This is a genomic window from Litorihabitans aurantiacus (genome assembly GCF_030161595.1).
GTDB lineage: Bacteria > Actinomycetota > Actinomycetes > Actinomycetales > Beutenbergiaceae > Litorihabitans > Litorihabitans aurantiacus.
The window spans coordinates 2,775,662-2,790,961 of record NZ_BSUM01000001.1; the positions used below are offsets into that span (position 1 = coordinate 2,775,662).

The 15,300-nt window shown below is 73.4% G+C and carries 8 protein-coding genes; 2 read left to right on the plus strand and 6 right to left on the minus strand.

The window, feature by feature from the left end:
- Positions 1-3: 3 nt before the first annotated feature.
- The 4 genes from QQK22_RS13225 to QQK22_RS13240 form a co-directional block, all read right to left on the minus strand.
- Entirely contained in the window at positions 4-2,613 is a 2,610-nt protein-coding gene (locus QQK22_RS13225) for an Ig-like domain-containing protein (protein ID WP_284251401.1), read from the minus strand.
- Positions 2,614-2,687: 74 nt separating this feature from the next.
- Positions 2,688-6,635: a PA14 domain-containing protein gene (locus QQK22_RS13230; RefSeq protein ID WP_284251402.1), complete on the minus strand. Its 3,948-nt coding sequence runs from the start codon at positions 6,633-6,635 to the stop codon at positions 2,688-2,690.
- Between the two features lie 464 nt (positions 6,636-7,099).
- Positions 7,100-7,765 carry a nucleoside/nucleotide kinase family protein gene (locus QQK22_RS13235; RefSeq protein ID WP_284251404.1) on the minus strand — a complete coding sequence of 222 codons (666 nt, stop codon included), beginning with the start codon at positions 7,763-7,765 and terminating at the stop codon, positions 7,100-7,102.
- The gene (locus QQK22_RS13240; protein WP_284251406.1) at positions 7,762-8,667 is read right to left on the minus strand and encodes a PfkB family carbohydrate kinase; all 906 of its coding nucleotides are present in this window, start codon (positions 8,665-8,667) and stop codon (positions 7,762-7,764) included. Before QQK22_RS13240 ends, QQK22_RS13235 begins: the two co-directional genes overlap by 4 nt.
- Before the next feature lie 308 nt (positions 8,668-8,975).
- Here QQK22_RS13240 and QQK22_RS13245 point away from each other — a divergent pair, with 308 nt between their 5' ends.
- Positions 8,976-9,971 (plus strand): DUF559 domain-containing protein, encoded by a 996-nt coding sequence (locus tag QQK22_RS13245; RefSeq protein ID WP_284251407.1) that lies wholly within the window; start codon positions 8,976-8,978, stop codon positions 9,969-9,971.
- Positions 9,972-10,305: 334 nt separating this feature from the next.
- On the opposite strand, the gene QQK22_RS18895 is transcribed toward QQK22_RS13245, so the two are convergent.
- Positions 10,306-11,229, minus strand: a complete 924-nt coding sequence (locus QQK22_RS18895; RefSeq protein ID WP_348525586.1) for a transglutaminase family protein — start codon at positions 11,227-11,229, stop codon at positions 10,306-10,308.
- Entirely contained in the window at positions 11,226-13,778 is a 2,553-nt protein-coding gene (locus QQK22_RS13260) for a circularly permuted type 2 ATP-grasp protein (protein ID WP_284251409.1), read from the minus strand. Before QQK22_RS13260 ends, QQK22_RS18895 begins: the two co-directional genes overlap by 4 nt.
- A gap of 206 nt (positions 13,779-13,984) precedes the next feature.
- Here QQK22_RS13260 and QQK22_RS13265 point away from each other — a divergent pair, with 206 nt between their 5' ends.
- A complete protein-coding gene (locus QQK22_RS13265; protein ID WP_284251410.1) occupies positions 13,985-15,247 on the plus strand; it encodes a S8 family serine peptidase in 1,263 nt (420 codons plus the stop codon).
- Positions 15,248-15,300 lie beyond the last annotated feature (53 nt).

Below are 15,300 nucleotides of genomic sequence, written 5' to 3' on the forward strand. Positions count from 1 at the left end.
AGATCAGGTCGTTGTTGTTGGAGAAGCGGACGACCACGAGGGCGTTCTCGAGCTGGCCGCCGAACGTCGAGCTCTTGTACTCGATCGCACCGTTCGGGGACTTGTTGAACTCGAAGTCGTACGCGACGCCCTTGTAGTTCGACTCGGGCAGCACGCCGGAGGCGTACCTGGTCTCACGGCCCGAGGCGCCGCCGCCCCACTTCGGGGGTTGGCCGGGTCGTTGCCCTCGTGCAGGACCCACTCGCACCGCGTCGGGTTCGGGTGGCCGTAGTAGCCGCCCTCGACGACGTCGTAGAGGTGGTCGCGCTGCGTCGGGACGTTGGCCGTGGGAGGCACGGAGCGCGGCGTGTACGTCGCGTCCCGCGCGTCGCGCGCCCGGCAGGCCGCCGTGACGTCCTGACCGTTCACCGAGGCGAAGCCGGGGATGCCGGCGGCTGCCTGACGCGTGTAGGTGTTCGTCGCGCTGTTGTAGGTGACACCGGGCGTGTTGCCGCCGGCCGCCGTGCCGTTCGTGGGCACGTAGATGTGGCCGTTCGAGTGGTACACGAGGTCGTAGGCGTTGCGGATGCCGGTCGCGTAGATCTTGAGCGGGGCGTCCGTGGTGAAGGGGTCGTACGTGCCGCCCTGCGCCGTCTTGACCGAGAGCGGGTTGTCACCCTCGGCGTCGTTGACGGCCGCGCGGACCCGGGCGTGGTCGGGGTCGAAGTGGAGCAGTGCGGCCGTGAGCATCTGCTCACCGCGCTGGCCCCACGTGCCGTCGAGGTCGCCGCCGGCCTGGTTCGACCCCTGGAGGACGTAGATGTCGCCGTTCGGACCGTACGTCATCGAGTTCGTCAGGTGGTCGGACTGCGAGCGCGGCATCTCGGTGAAGACCTGCTTGCGGTTCTGCAGGTTCGTGCCGGTGAGCAGGCTGATGCCGCTGGCCCACTGGTTCTGCTCGTTGGAGACGTTCGGCGAGGTGTTGGTGACCCACAGCCTGAGGTCACCCGCCGTCGAGCTCTGGTCGAACAGGAGGCCGATCATGGCGATCCCCGCGTAGCCGAGGTTCTCCATGTTCGTCAGCGTGCCGTCGGCGTTCACGGTGAAGCGGTACAGGCCCTGACCGATGGTCGAGCCGTACAGCTTGCCGTCCGGGCCGAAGACGAACGAGGCCCAGTACTTGCCGTTGCCGATCGGCAGCTCGACCTTCTCGAACGCGATGTTCGTGAGGGGCTTGAACTCGCTGCTGCCCGGGTCGACGACGCCGGCACCGGTCGTGAAGACCGACTCGAAGGGCACCCAGGCGTTGCCGAGGCGGTCCTTGACGCCGCTGGTCACCACGAAGCGGTACGCCGTGCGGGGCGTGAGCGGCTCCGCCGGCGCGAAGTTCACGGTGTCGTTGCCGCCGGAGGTGTTGACCGAGCCTGCGACGGGGGTGTTGTCGGAGACGCGGAACAGCTGGACGTTGCCGGGCATCGTGGCGTCGTCGACGCCGTAGCCCGCGTAGGGGACCTTGATGGTTGCAGCCACGCCACCGTTGGTGTCGGCGTCGAGCGACCGGTTCTTGGGGAACACGTCCCAGATGTGCGGGTTGGCGTACTCGATCGCCTTGACGTCGACGTAGGCGATCTTCGTGTTGAAGCCACCCTTGGGGTCGAGCGTCAGACGTCCGTCCCAGACACCGACCGTCACGGTCGTCGTGCGGAACTCCGAGGCCGCCGTGGCCTGGAAGGAGTTGATGCCCACCGAGCCCTCGACGTTGATGGTGTGCTGGGAGTCGTAGGTCGACGCGCCCATCTGGTCGCCGACGGCGACGGCGACCTCGTAGAGGCCCTCCGGCACCGCGAGCTCCCACGTGCCCTCGGTCTTGACACCGTTGGTGCCGTTGCCGTTGTCGACGTCGCCGTACTGCATGTGCAGCATCGAGTCGAGTCGCTCGTCGATGCCCGGGCGGTTGCGGTCACGACCGTTGGTGGTGAGCGCGAGGGCGTGACCGTCCTCGTCGACCCAGCCGTAGGTCAGACCGGTGCCCTGGTTCGCGCTCGTGCGCGCACCGTAGGACTGGCCCCAGTCGGCCACGTACCCGGCGGCGGGGACGGCGTTGGCCGCGGTGAAGTCGACCTTCACGTCGGTCGTGTTGGGGACGCGGGGACGCGAGATCGCCTCGTTCGAGCCGGCGGAGACGTTGCCGGCCCCGTCGACCGCCACGACCGAGTAGAAGTACGTCGTGCCGTTCGTGACCGACCGGTCCACGTAGGTGGTGCCGGTGACGAGACCGGTGCCGGAGACGACCGTGCCGTTGTTCGCCGACCCGGCCTCGAGGGACCGCTTGACGCGGTAGCCCACCGTGTCCGTCGAGGTGGACGCCGCCCAGGTCAGGGTGACGGAGGTGTCACCCGGGAGCTGGGTCAGAGCCGTGGGAGCGACGGGCGCCTCGGTGTCGGGCACGAAGGTCCACCCGCCCTGCACCTCGTTCGACCTGCCGGACTGGTTGCCGGCGCCGTCGACGGCCGTGACCACGTAGTAGTACGTCGTGTTGGCGACGGCCGTGGTGTCGGCGAAGGTCCGCGTGGTCAGCAGGGCGCTGTTCAGCGGCGTGCCGAGCGGCGCTCCGGCCGCGGTGGCCCGGTACACGCGGTACCCGACCGTGTCGGTCGAGGTGCTGGCCGCCCAGGCGAGGCTGACCGAGGAGTCGGCCGCCGTGGCGGTCAGGCCGGTCGGCGCGGTGGGGGTGCGGTGTCCGCACCGCTGCGAGTGTGCTCGACCTTCAGCTTGGCGGCGGACTTGCCCTGGTAGTACTCGACGACGAGCGTGTGCGGTCCGTTGCCGAGCTGGACGGTGGCCGTGCGCGGCTCCTTGCCGTTCGATGCGAACCACGCGTCGATCACGAGCGTGCCGTCGACGCGCAGGCGCATGCCGTCGTCGTGGAGCGCCGTGAACGTGTAGCTGCCGGCGCCCTCGTCGATGGTCCGCGTGAAGCGGGCGGAGTACTCGGCAGCGGGGATGCCGTTGCCGGGTGCGACGCCCGAGGCGTGGGCGAGGTCGAGCGCGCTGGTGCAGGTCTCCGCGATCGGGGCGCCGGCGAGGGCGCGGCCCGCGAAGTAGGTACCCGACCACCTGGTGGTGGCGCAGACCGGCGGCTCGGCGCCGGCGGTGAAGGCGACGTCGACCTTGACGCGTGCGGCTGACTTGCCCTGGTAGTACTCCACCACGACCGTGTGCGGGCCGGACCCGAGGTCGACCTTGGCGGTGCGGACGTCGCGCTGGTGGGAGGCGAACCAGGCGTCCAGCACGGTGGTGCCGTCGACGATGATCCGGAGCCCGTCGTCGTTGGAGGCGGTGAAGGTGTACGTGCCGGCACCCTGGTTCAGGGTCGAGGTGAAGCGTGCCGAGTACTCGGTGGAGGGCACCCCGTCACGGATCGTGCCGCCGGCGGCGTGACCCTGGTCGATCACCGTGAGGCAGTCCTCGGCGATCGGGACTCCGGCGAGGTTGCGACCGGCGAAGTACTGGGTGGTCCACCTCGTGGCGGCGCAGGTGGCCGGTGGCTCACCGGCCGAGTAGGTCATGTCGACCTTGAGTCGCGCTGCGGACCTTCCCTGGTAGTACTCCACGACGACCTGGTGGGGCCCCGCTGCCAGGTCGACCGACGCTGTCTTGACCTCCTTGCCGTTCGAGGCGGCCCAGGCGTTGATGACGAGCGAGCCGTCGACGTAGAGGCGCATGCCGTCGTCGTGCACGGCGGTGAAGGTGTAGGTCCCGGCGCCGCGGTCCACCGTGGTGGTGAAGCGGGCCGAGTACTCGGCCGCGGGAACGCCGTTCCCGAGGGCGACGCCCGAGGCGTGGGCCTGGTCGATCGTCGCGACGCAGTCCTTCGCGATCGGCACGCCGGCCAGGGCGCGTCCGGCGAAGTACTGCACCGACCACCGGTTCGTGGCACACACCTCGGGTCCACCACCGGGCACCGTGACGGACACGGTGTTGGAGGCACCCGAGCGACCGCCCGCACCGACCGCGACGAGCGCGTAGCGGTAGGTGGAGTCGGCAGCGACCGTCGAGTCGGTGTAGCTCGTGCCCGTGAGACCGGACGCGAGGGGCGTTCCCGTGACGGCGACCGTGGCCGACGTCGAGCGGTACAGGTCGTACGTGGTCGCACCCTGGACACCGGCCCAGGTCAGGGCGGCGTTGCTGCCCTGGAGCGAGCCGGACAGGACGGGCGCCGCGGGGGCGACCGGTGCAGCCGGGATCGCGGCAGAAGCCTCGTTCGAGGCGCCGGAGACGAGTCCGGTGCTGCCGACCGCGACGACCGCGTAGTGGTACGTGGTGCCGGCGGCGACGGTGGTGTCCGAGAACGCCGAGGCCGTGAGCGGCGCGGCGTTCAGCGGGGCGCCGTCGGTGGCGACGGGCGAGGTGGTGGAGCGGAACACGTTCCACGTGACGTCCGCCGCGGTGGCCCACGTGAGGCTGACCGACGCGTTGTTGGCGCCGAGCGCGGCGGCCAGGTCGGTCGGGGCACCCGGGGCGACCGGCGCCGCGGGGACCTGCAGGGTGGCCTCGGCCGAGGCCGGGGAGGCTCCGCCGTCGTTCCTCGCGACGACGACGTAGTGGTACGTGCTGCCGACGCTCAGGCCGGTGTCCGCGAACGTGGGCTCGGTGAGCCCGGCGGCCAGGGGCCGGCCGGTGGTGGCGACGGGCGACGTCGATGACCGGAAGACCTCGTACTCCTCCGCGCCGTCGACCGCGGACCAGGCGAGCGTGGCCGACGTCCTGTCGGCGCCGAGCGTGGCCGTCACGCCCTGCGGGGCGAGGGGAGCCTCGACGGCGTCGGCGACCCGGGAGATCTCGAGGAACGACAGCTTGGTGTTGATCCCGCCGGGTTCGATCGTGAGCTGGCCGTCGGTGACCTCGACCGTCGCGACGCCCTGCTCGAACTGGGCCCCGGAGGTCGCGGTGGGCTTGACGTCGGCGACGAGCGTCTCGCCCTCGACCGTCAGCGTGTGAGTGCTGTTGTAGTTGCCCGCCGAGGTGTCCCCGACCGCCGCGACGACGGTGTAGGTCCCGTTCGGGACGTCCTGGACGTAGACCCCGCGCTCACCGTTCACGCCGGCCGTCCCGGGAGGCGTCGCCTCCCCGTACGCCATGTGGATGATCGACAGCAGGCGGGGGTCGCTCTGCTGGCCCGCGTCCGCGGTGCGCACCCGTGTGTTGGCGGCGAAGTCGAACGGGGTGGCGTCGTCCGCCGTGACCCAGCCGGCACCTGCGGATGCCGTGTACGGCGCGCCGGAGTTCTTCGTGTAGCCGGTCGCGGCCGCGCCGGCCGCGGTGGTGAAGTCGATCTTCGCGACGGGTTCGCCCTCGGGAGCGGGGCTCGTGGCCGCGACGGTCGCGGCCGGGGAGACGTTGCCCGAGGCGTCGACCGCGACGACGGCGTAGTTCCACGTCTGACCGACGAAGGTGTCGTTGTCGGTGAAGGTCGTGCCGGTCAGCGGCGCCGCGCCGCCGAGCCCGGTGCCGGTGGTGGGAACGGGCGTGGTGGCGGACCGGTAGACGCGGTAGCCGGCCAGGTCGGTGTCGGCCGGGGCCGTCCACGCCAGCGGGGTCGAGTCGGTGGCGGCCGCAGCGGTCAGGTTGCCGACGGCGGCGGGCGGCGTGGTGTCGAGCTGCGCGGCGGTGAATCGTTCGAACGGCACGGCGATCGCCGTGGCGTCGGGCATGTTGCGCTTGGTCGCGAACACGCCGCCGACACCGGTGACGCCCGCCGCCTTCAGGTTGCCCTGGACCAGGGCGCCGTCGACGAAGTTCCGCGGCACCGGGATGGTGCCGATGGCCACGCTCGCGCCGCTGCCGATGGCGTAGGTGCCGGTAGCCGTGTTGCTCGTGCCGTCGACGTCGAGCGTGAGCGTCACCGGCGTCGAGCCGGCGATCGTGGTCCTGGTCGTGCTGAAGAGCTTCTGGGTGGTGGTGTTGCTGGCGTCGGTGTTGGCCGAGCCGTTGACCTCGCTGATGAGCTGGATCTGACGGCCGTTGGCGTCGGGTGCCGCGACGACGAACTTCACGTAGTTGTCGTCCGTGGGGCCGAACCAGAGACCGGCCTGCGCCGCGCTCGTGGCGGCGTCCGGCAGCTGGAGCGTGGTCGTGAGGCGGACCTTCTTGTCGACCGTGTCGAGCGGGACCCCCAGGGTGTTGTCCTGCTTGTTCTTCGTCACGTCGTTGCCGGTCGGACCGTTGACGAGGAAGGCGATGCCCTTGGTCGCCGTCACGGTGAGTCGGCCGCCCGAGACCGCGAGGTTCTGGGGCAGGTACGCGGTGCGCTGCGCGGGGTCGCTCGCGGTGATCTTGGCGCTGGCCGGCTGGACGAGGCTGAAACCGGTGGCCACGTCGCCGGCGGCGTTCAGGCCGCCGTCGGTACCGGTGAACTCCAGCACGACGTCGTTGTCGGGGGTCACCGCGGCTCCGGTGAGCGGCGAGTACGGGGCCGAGGCCCACGTGGTCGGGTCCTGCGGGACCTCGGCGATCGGCACCGCGGCGGCCGGGACGGCGGACGCCACGACCGTGAGCGTGACGGCGGTCGCCGAGAGTGCGGCGACCGCACGAGTCACGAGCCGGCGGGTGCGGGCCGGCCCGCGGATCGTGCCGACCGGGGCAGTTCTGGGCATGCGAGGTCCTCTCGAGCAGGGAATGACCGATCGCGTTGCGCAGGGGCGGGAGAACTCCGTCGACACCGTCGTCGAGACCATTCCCGGTTGCGCAGGTCGCTTGGGGGAGAAAGTAGGCGCGCCGTCGCGGGCGCCACAAGAGTGTGAATTACGTTCGCAGCCCCACCCCGTCGACCCGCTGCCGGAGCGATCGCCATCCATGCAGGTCAGATGCACTTGAGTCGCTCGACGTCTGAATCAGGCCCTACTCACAACTCGGTATAAACTGAGGGAATTCAAGCCATCCTTGAGTTACGCAAGGATTGCTCGCAAAGGTCCCGCAGGTGCTCTACGAAGGTCGCTCGACCTTTGCTTCGAGTTTGCGATGAATGCGGTATCGGCCCTCGGGAGACGTCGCCGCCGACGTCGGAAACTGCCTCCGGTCGTGGCCGGCCGCACCGACGGGCGGCGGTGGCCGCTGCCCGTCAGCCCAGCAGCCGCACCACGAGATCGGCCCCGTCCGCCGTCGCGACGATGCCGCGCGCATTGACCTCGTCGCTGCCGAGGGCGTGCTCCCGCGCCGCCGCGGGCGATCGACCGAACGCCTCGTGCCTCGCCACGAGCCGCTCCCGGCGCAGGTCGTCCGGCGGCGCGAGGAACCAGACCTCGTCCAGCAGCGGCCGCACGCCCGACCACGGGGACCCCGTGCGCAGCAGGTAGTTCCCCTCCGTGATGACGAGCGGCACCTCGGGACGCACCGCGATCCCACCCGCGACCGGCTCCTCGATCTCGCGGTGGAACCGCGGGGCGAGGACGACGCCGTCGAGCGCCGGATCGCCTCCGTCGCTCGACGCGACCTGCTCGCGGAGGCGGCGCAGCAGCGCGGCGTAGCCCGCGCCGTCGAACGTGTCGGGCGCCCCCTTGCGCGCGGTCCGCCCGAGCGCGTCGAGCACCTCGCCGGCGAGGTGGAAGCCGTCCATCGGCACGACGACGGCGCGCGCCGGCCCCAGCGCGGCAGCGAGCCGATGGGCGAGGTGGGACTTGCCCGCACCGGGCGCGCCGGTGATGCCGAGGATGCGCCGGCTGCCCTCGTCCGCGAGGGCGTCGGCGCGCGCGACGAGGTCGGCGAGGGCGACCTCGCGAGGCGTCACCGCGCCGCCTCGGGGGTGGCCGGTAGGTGCGCCAGCCACGCGCGCGGTCCGGTGTGCTGCACCCGGAGCGAGGCGACCTCGACGGCGTGCACGACGGCGTCGGGCACCTCCTGCCCGCGCGCGACGGCGTGGGCGTAGGCGCCGTGGAAGGCGTCGCCCGCCCCGAGGGTGTCGACGGCGCGGACGGCCGGGACGGGGGCGTCACCGTGGTCGTCGTCGGCCGCCCACCAGGAGACCGGGTCGTCGCCGCGCGTCACGACGACGACCGGGGCACCGAGGCGGCTCAGCTCCCGGGCGGAGTCGTCGACGTCGTGCGTCCCGGGGGCGCGGGCGTCGGCCGAGGCGACCACGTGGTCCGCGGCGGGGACGAGTTCGGCCATGACCGGCTTCCAGCGCCCGAGGTCGAGCACGACCGGGGTCCCGGCGGCTCGTGCCGACGCGGCCGCCGCGATCGCCAGGCGGGGGTGGTGACCGTCGAGGAGCACGACGTCGACGGCGGCCGCGAGCGCCGCGAGATCGGGCGGAGGCGGGGCGTCGCTCGCGACGGCGTCGGAGCCGACGACGCTGCGACGCCCGGTCGCGGTCTGGACGGTGGCGGCGGAGACGGGTGGGTCGGTCCGTGCGTCAGGGGTGGTGTCGAGGACCGTGACGCCGTGCCGCTCGAGGTCCGCGCGCACGAGCTGCGCGGCCGCGGAGGCGCCGAGCGCGGTCAGCAGGGTGGCCCGGCCGCCGAGCGCGGCGAAGGTGACGGCGGCGTTCGCGGCCGGGCCGCCCGCGGAGAGGTGCGTGGCGGTGGCGGTGACCTTCTCGTCGGGGCCGGGCGCGCGGTCGACGTGGTGGGCGACGTCCAGCGTGGCCAGACCGACGAACAGCCCGCGGGGCGGGCGGGGCGGGGTGGGCATGCCCCCATCCTGCCCGCCCGCCCTCGCCCACGCCCTCGCTGACGACGGCACACCCCTCGCTGACAGCGGCTGGGTCTCGCTCACAGCGGCTGAGTGCGGCCCGAGCGAGCGGCCACGAGCGTCGCCGCTGCTCAGAAGGGGCTGCTCACGGACCGCCCCGCCACCAGCCGCTGTGGGCGAGGGGCCAGCCGCTCTGAGCGAGGGCTGCTGCCCGGGAGGAGTGGCCACCTCCGGGTCGAGCGTTGACGCACCGCGCGGGTTGTCCACAGCCGTCCCCACTCGCCGACGCTGCACGCCACCATCGACCGGTGGACACCCTCACCCGTATCCGCCGCCTCGGTGGCGCAGCACGCTTCAGTGAGATCGGCACGTCCCGCTACCAGCTGCAGCGGCTGGTAGCCACGGGCGCCCTGGTCCTGGTCGAGCGGGGGTGCTACGCCCTGCCCGACGCACCTGCCGCCGTCCGTCTCGCCGCGCAGCAGAACGGCGCGGTCTCGTGCGTGTCCGCCCTGCGCCACTACGGCGTCGACATCGCGGGCGACTCCTCGCTGGTCCACGTCTCGGTGCCTCGCGGCCGCGGAACCGCGCGCCGCCGCCCCACGGGTGTCCGGCGGCACCACGAGGACGTCGCGACCGGTTCGACGGCGCGGATCGTCCCGTTCGCCGTCGCCGCGGTCCGCGCCGCGCTGTGCCTGCCCTACGACGATGCGGTGGCTGCGCTCGACCGGGTGGCGCACGGTCGTCCGGCGTCGTTCCTCCGTCAGGTGATCGAGGACGTCGCGGCCGTGAGCGGGACGCGCGCCCAGGCCCTCGAGCTCGACGTGGACGGACGGTCACGCTCGCGCATCGAGACGCTGGCCCGGCTCGCGCTCCGCCGTGCCGGGCTCGCGGTCGTCCCCGGGGCGGTCGTGCCGGGGGTCGGGGAGGTGGACCTGCTGGTGGAGGGATGGATCATCGTCGAGCTGGACGGGTACGCCTTCCACAGTGACCGGCGGGCCTTTCGCCGCGATCGCGCGCGCGACCGGAACGCCGCCCGGCTGGGGTTCCTCGTGCTGCGGTTCGCGTTCGAGGACAGCGATCCCGCGGCGGTCGTCGCGGCGGTCTCAGAGATCGTCCGGGCGCACGGGGACGGCGGCGCGCGCGAGCCCGGCGGCACCGTCCCGCCGAACATCCGTGCCGCGGTCGTGGAGCTGCGGGCCGACGCCGTCGGCGCTGGGACCCGTGTCCAGGGATGGCGTCACCTGCGGGGCCGCGACCTCCAGGCCGTCAGGACCTCGGTCGCGGCCCTCGCTGAGAGCGGCTGAGTCTCGCTCACAGCGGCTGATGGTGCTGCAACTGGGTGCGGCGCGGCGTCAGCCCAGGTCAGACGGGGTACGACGACAAACCTCTCGCCACCAGCCGCTGTGAGCGAGACTCAGCCGCTCACAGCGAGGATCCGACGGCGGATGGGCGCGGGGCGGTCGTCGCGGGGCGAGGGCTGTGCCGTCGTGGGCGAGGGACCGGCGCACGCATCCGCACCGCCTCAGCCCCCCGCGCGCCCCCGCCCGCGACCGGCCCCCGCACCCCCGCCGGGGCTGTGCGAGCTCCGCACCTCCTCGACCTCCTCGGGCGTCAGCTCCATCAGGTCCACGCCCACCTTCAGCGAGGACCCCTTGCCCGGGGTGTACACGATCCCGCGCAGCGGCGAGACGTCGCGGTAGTCGCGGCCCCAGCCGAGCACCACGTAGCGGTTGTCGATGAACTGGTCGTTGGTCGGGTCCACGTGCAGCCAGCCACCGCCCGGCACCCACACCGAGGCCCACGCGTGCGACGCGTCCACCCCCGCAGCTTCGGCCGCCCGGGCGGCGGGTTCGTCTCGATGTAGCCCGACACGTACCGCGCCGCGAGCCCCATCGAGCGCACGCACGCGATCATCAGGTGCGCGAAGTCCTGGCACACGCCCTGCCGCTTCTCGAGGAGCTCCGGCAGCCGGGTGTGGATCGTCGTCGAGCCCGACTTGTACTCCAGCTCGGTGTTGATCCGCGTGCACAGGTCCGCCACCACGTGCGCGAGCGGCGTGCCCGGCCCGAACGACGGCGCCGCGAACGATCGCACCTCCTCGGTCACGTCGATCATCTGCGAGGCGAGCATCGCCTCCGAGACCGCGATCACCGCGTCGCCGTTGACCCCGTGGCTCGTGTCGCCGCCACGCCCCGGCGCCCCGAGGGTGTGGGTCACCTCCGCGGCCTGGCTCCACGAGATCATCGGCATCCGGTCGATCTGCGCCTGCTTGCGCGTCACGGTCAGCACCGACTCCGCCAGCACCTCGAGCTCGGTGTGCTCGGTGTCGATCTTGAAGAAGCTGGAGCGGTTGCCGTGGAAGTCTCGGTGCTCGCCCGTCTGCGCGGCGGTCGGCGAGATGTGCAGCGCCGAGGTGTGCACCTGCTGCCCGCCGCCCTCGCGCGGCAGCATGACGGCGCGCCCGTAGGAGCTCGTCACCGCCTCGGGGTAGGTGTAGGTCGTGCGGTGGGCGAGCCGGTAGTGGCGGGCCCCGCTGCGCTCCTCGCGCCCCCTGCTGGTCACGGCGTCTCCTCGCCCTCGTCGGCACCGTCGCCACCGTCGCCGTCGCCCGCCCCGCGTGCCGACGGCGTCGCGAACGTCCCCGAGGCGTCCAGCCACGGGACCGGGACGGGTTGGGTCAGGTGCACGCGCGCGATCTCGTCGCCGAGCTCGCGCAGCCGCCACGCCATCGACTCCAGGGTGGTGGCGAGCGTGCTCCGCCGCCCGTCGTCGTCGGGCGCGGCCACGGTGGTCAGGTCGACCTCGTCGAGGAGGTCGACGACGTCGCCCAGCAGCTCGTCGCGCGTCCGCGTCCCGCGGGCCGGGGCGGGTACCTCCCCCAGCGAGGCGGCGAGCTCGCGCAGCTGGAACCGCAGGGAGCGGGGGTTGTGCTCGTCGAGCAGCAGCAGCGCGAGCAGCGGTTCGACGCGCGGCTGCGCCTGGTAGCGGCGTCGGTAGGTGATGACGCTCTCGTGCGCGATGAGCACCGACTCCAGCACGAGGATCTCGTCGGCGCGCGCGTGCACGGCCGGCAGCGTCGCCGCGAGCACGTCGACGAGCTGCTGGGCGCGCTCGAGCCGGCGCCCGGCGTCCATGAGGCACCACCCGACGTCGCGCTCCATCGACTCCGCGAGGATGCCGGCGATCGCGAGCAGCCCCTCGAGCAGCCGCGAGGAGACGGTCTCGATGTCGGCGGCCGCCTCGGGGTCTCGGTCGCGGCGACGGCGGTGCGCGGCCAGCGCCCGCTCCAGCGAGGCCAGCGCGACCCACGTGTCGGAGGAGAGCTGGTCGCGCACGGACGAGGCCGAGCGCGCCATGCGGGCGAGCGCGTGCGCCACCGTGCCGGGCTGGGCGGCCTCGAGCACGAGGTGGACCGGCTCGCCCTCCCCGACGACGTCGGCCAGCAGCTGCCGCAGCACGCCCAGTACCACCGGCTCCCCGACGCCGGGCCGCGGCGTCACCTCGACGGCGTAGTCGCTGAAGCGGTCGCCGACTGCCCGCACGAGCCGCGTGGTCCCCTCCGCCCGCTCGCTGTAACGGCCGAACCAGAACAGGTCCTCGGCCGCGCCGGGGGAGATCGACGTCGGCAGGTTCGCAGGTGCGGGGGCCGAGTCCTCGGCCCAGGCGTCGCCGTCGGAGTTCGGCAGGGAGGACAGGACCCAGACGTCCTTGGCGGCGTCGTGCGGACCAGGTTCGGCGACGTCGGACCCCGGCGCCGCCACGCGCGCCACTCCGCCGGACATCACCTCGTACCCCTCCTCGCCCGAGACGGCGAAGGTCCGCAGCTGCGTGGGACGGGCCTCGAGCCGGTCCCCGTCGACGGCGGGGGTGGTCGACGCCTCGACGCGCTCCTGCCCCACCCACAGGTAGGGCTCGGTCGCGATGCGCACCGACAGATCGGCGCGCTCCGCGATCGTGAGCTCCCACCCGCGCAGCACGGGCGCGCCCGGGGCGGTCGAGCGCACGACGAGGCGGTCGAGGTTCGCGATCACGTGCGAGCACATCGAGCGTTCCCCGCACCAGTAGGTGACGGTCGAGGGGATGATCAGCTCCTCGCCCAGGATGCTGCGCGCGAGCCGGGGCAGGTAGGTGAGCAGGCCGGGGTTGTCGACGACGCCGCTCCCCAGCGGGTTCACGATCGAGACCGCGCCCGCGCGCGCCGCCTCCACGAGCCCGGGGACGCCGAGGCGGGAGTCGCCGCGCAGGTCCAGCGGGTCGCAGTACTCGGCGTCCACGTGGCGCAGCAGCACGTCGACGGGCTCGCGCTTCCCGAGCGAGCGCATCCACAGCCGGCCGTCCTCGACGACGAGGTCCTCACCCTCCACGAGCGGGTAGCCCAGCATCGTGGCGAGGTAGGCCTGGTCGAAGGCCGCGGGCGAGTACGGCCCGGGGGTCAGCAGCGCGGCGCGCGGCGACGAGCCGGCACCGGCGGGCGCGGCGGCGCGCACGGCGCGGCGCATCGCCTGGAAGAAGGGCCCGATCCGGCGGATGCGCGCGTGGCGGTAGAGGCCGGAGAGGACCTCGGCCACGATGCGGCGGTCCTGCATCGCGAAGCCGAGGCCCGACGGCGTCTGGGCGCGGTCCGCGAGCACCTGCCAGCTCCCGTCGGCGTTGCGCGCGAGGTCGGTGCCGACCATGAACAGCTGGTGCGGCCCGGGGTTGACGATGTCGTTGACCGCTCGGACGAAGCCCGGGTGGCCGAGCACGAGCGCGGGCGGCAGCAGACCCTCGGTGAGCAGCCGCCCCTTCCCGTAGACGTCCGTGAGCACGTGGTCCAGCAGGAGCGCGCGCTGGCGCAGGCCGGCCTCGACGTGGGCCCACTGGGCCTCGTCGAACAGCACCGGCAGCGGGTCGAGGAGCCAGGGGCGCTCGTCGGAGCCCGCACCCTGGCGGACGCCGTTGGTGGCGAGGAGCTCGACCACGTCCTCGGCGCGCGAGGCGAGCGAGGACCCGTCGTGCAGGTCGACGAGGTGCGCCATCTGGGCCCACGCCTCGCGCGCGGCCCCGGTGGACTGCAGCATCTCGTCGTGGCCGGGGCCGGCCGCCCGGTAGCCGGCGAGCAGGTCAGTCATCGGTTCTCGTCACACTTCTCAAGCGTTGGTCAAGGCGGCGATGTCAACGGCGACGCGAGCGTCGGGCGACTTGGTCAGGATATGACCTGGCGCGGGTCGCGTCACGCACCGACCGCGGATGACGGCACGGGGTTCCCGATGTCGGACCCCGGTGCTCTGATGGTGGCCTGCGGCGGCGAGGGTCCGCCGCGGGGAGGACGGCGACCATGACCTCACCGACCGGGCGGGCGCTGCCCACGGGGCCGACGGGCCGCACGATCGTCGTGCTGGACGAGCGCGAGACCCCTGCCCCCGACCTCCTGCGCCGCCTCGGCGTCTCGTGCGTCAGCGCGCGCGACCTCCCGCGGGGAGGCGGTGCGCCCGGGGCGTCGGCCACCTCGGCGGCGGCCGCGCCGTCCGACGGCGGCGAGCTCCCCGCGGGGACGGCCGTGGTGCTCGACGCCCTCGGCATCGCGATCATGACGGAGCCGCCAGGGATCCTGCTCGAGGCGGCGCAGGACCCGGGCGCCGCCGTCGTCTCGGCCGAGCCCGAGGTGTGGGTGCACGCCACCGCGACACCGCCCGTCGCCCCGCCCGCCGGCGGCGCGTTCGCCGACACCGCCACCGCGGCGTGGGGGCTGCTCGCGACGGGCGTGGTCGGGGCGGGGGCGGGTGCGGCGTCGACCCCCTGGGACGGTGACGGCGTCGTCGTGGCCGTGCTCGACACGGGGGTCGACGCCGAGCACCCCGACCTCGCCGGCCGCATCGTGACGGCGCGGTCGTTCGTCGACGGCGAGGGCGCGCACGACCGCAACGGTCACGGCACGCACGTGGCCGGGACGGTCGCGGGCGCGCGGGAGCCGGCCGGCGGCGGACCGCGCTACGGGGTGGCACCCGGCGCCCGTCTGCTGGTGGGCAAGGTCCTGGGGGACGACGGGAGCGGCACCTCGGGCGGTGTCCTCGAGGGGCTGAACTGGGCGGTCGAGCAGGGCGCCCACGTCGTGTCGATGTCGCTGGGCACCCCGGTCGCCGTCGGCGAGCCGCATCTGCGCTACTACGAGGCGGCGGCCCGCGCGGCGCTCGCCGCAGGGACGGTGGTGATCGCGGCCGCGGGCAACGACGGACCGGAACCGGTGAACTCCCCCGCGAACTGCCCGTCGGTCATGGCCGTGGCGGCGCTGGACACCCGGCTGCGCCGCGCGGACTTCTCGTGCATCGGCCTCAACGGTGACGGCGGCGAGGTCGACATCGCCGCGCCCGGCGTCGCGATCCTGTCCGCCCACCCGCTCGCCCTCGCGCCGACGGCGGTGCTCGACGGCACGAGCATGGCCACGCCGCACGTCTCGGGGCTGGCGGCGCTCGCCGCCCAGGCGACCGGGTCCCGCGGTCGCGACCTGTGGGAGCACCTCGTCACGACCGCCGCGCCGCTGGCCGACTCCGCGCGCGACGTGGGTCGGGGTCTGGCGGTGGCGCCCCCGCACTCGTCATGATGGGGTGCACACCCCGCGCAGGCCGCCGGGGTGCGGCGATCAGGAGGGACCCC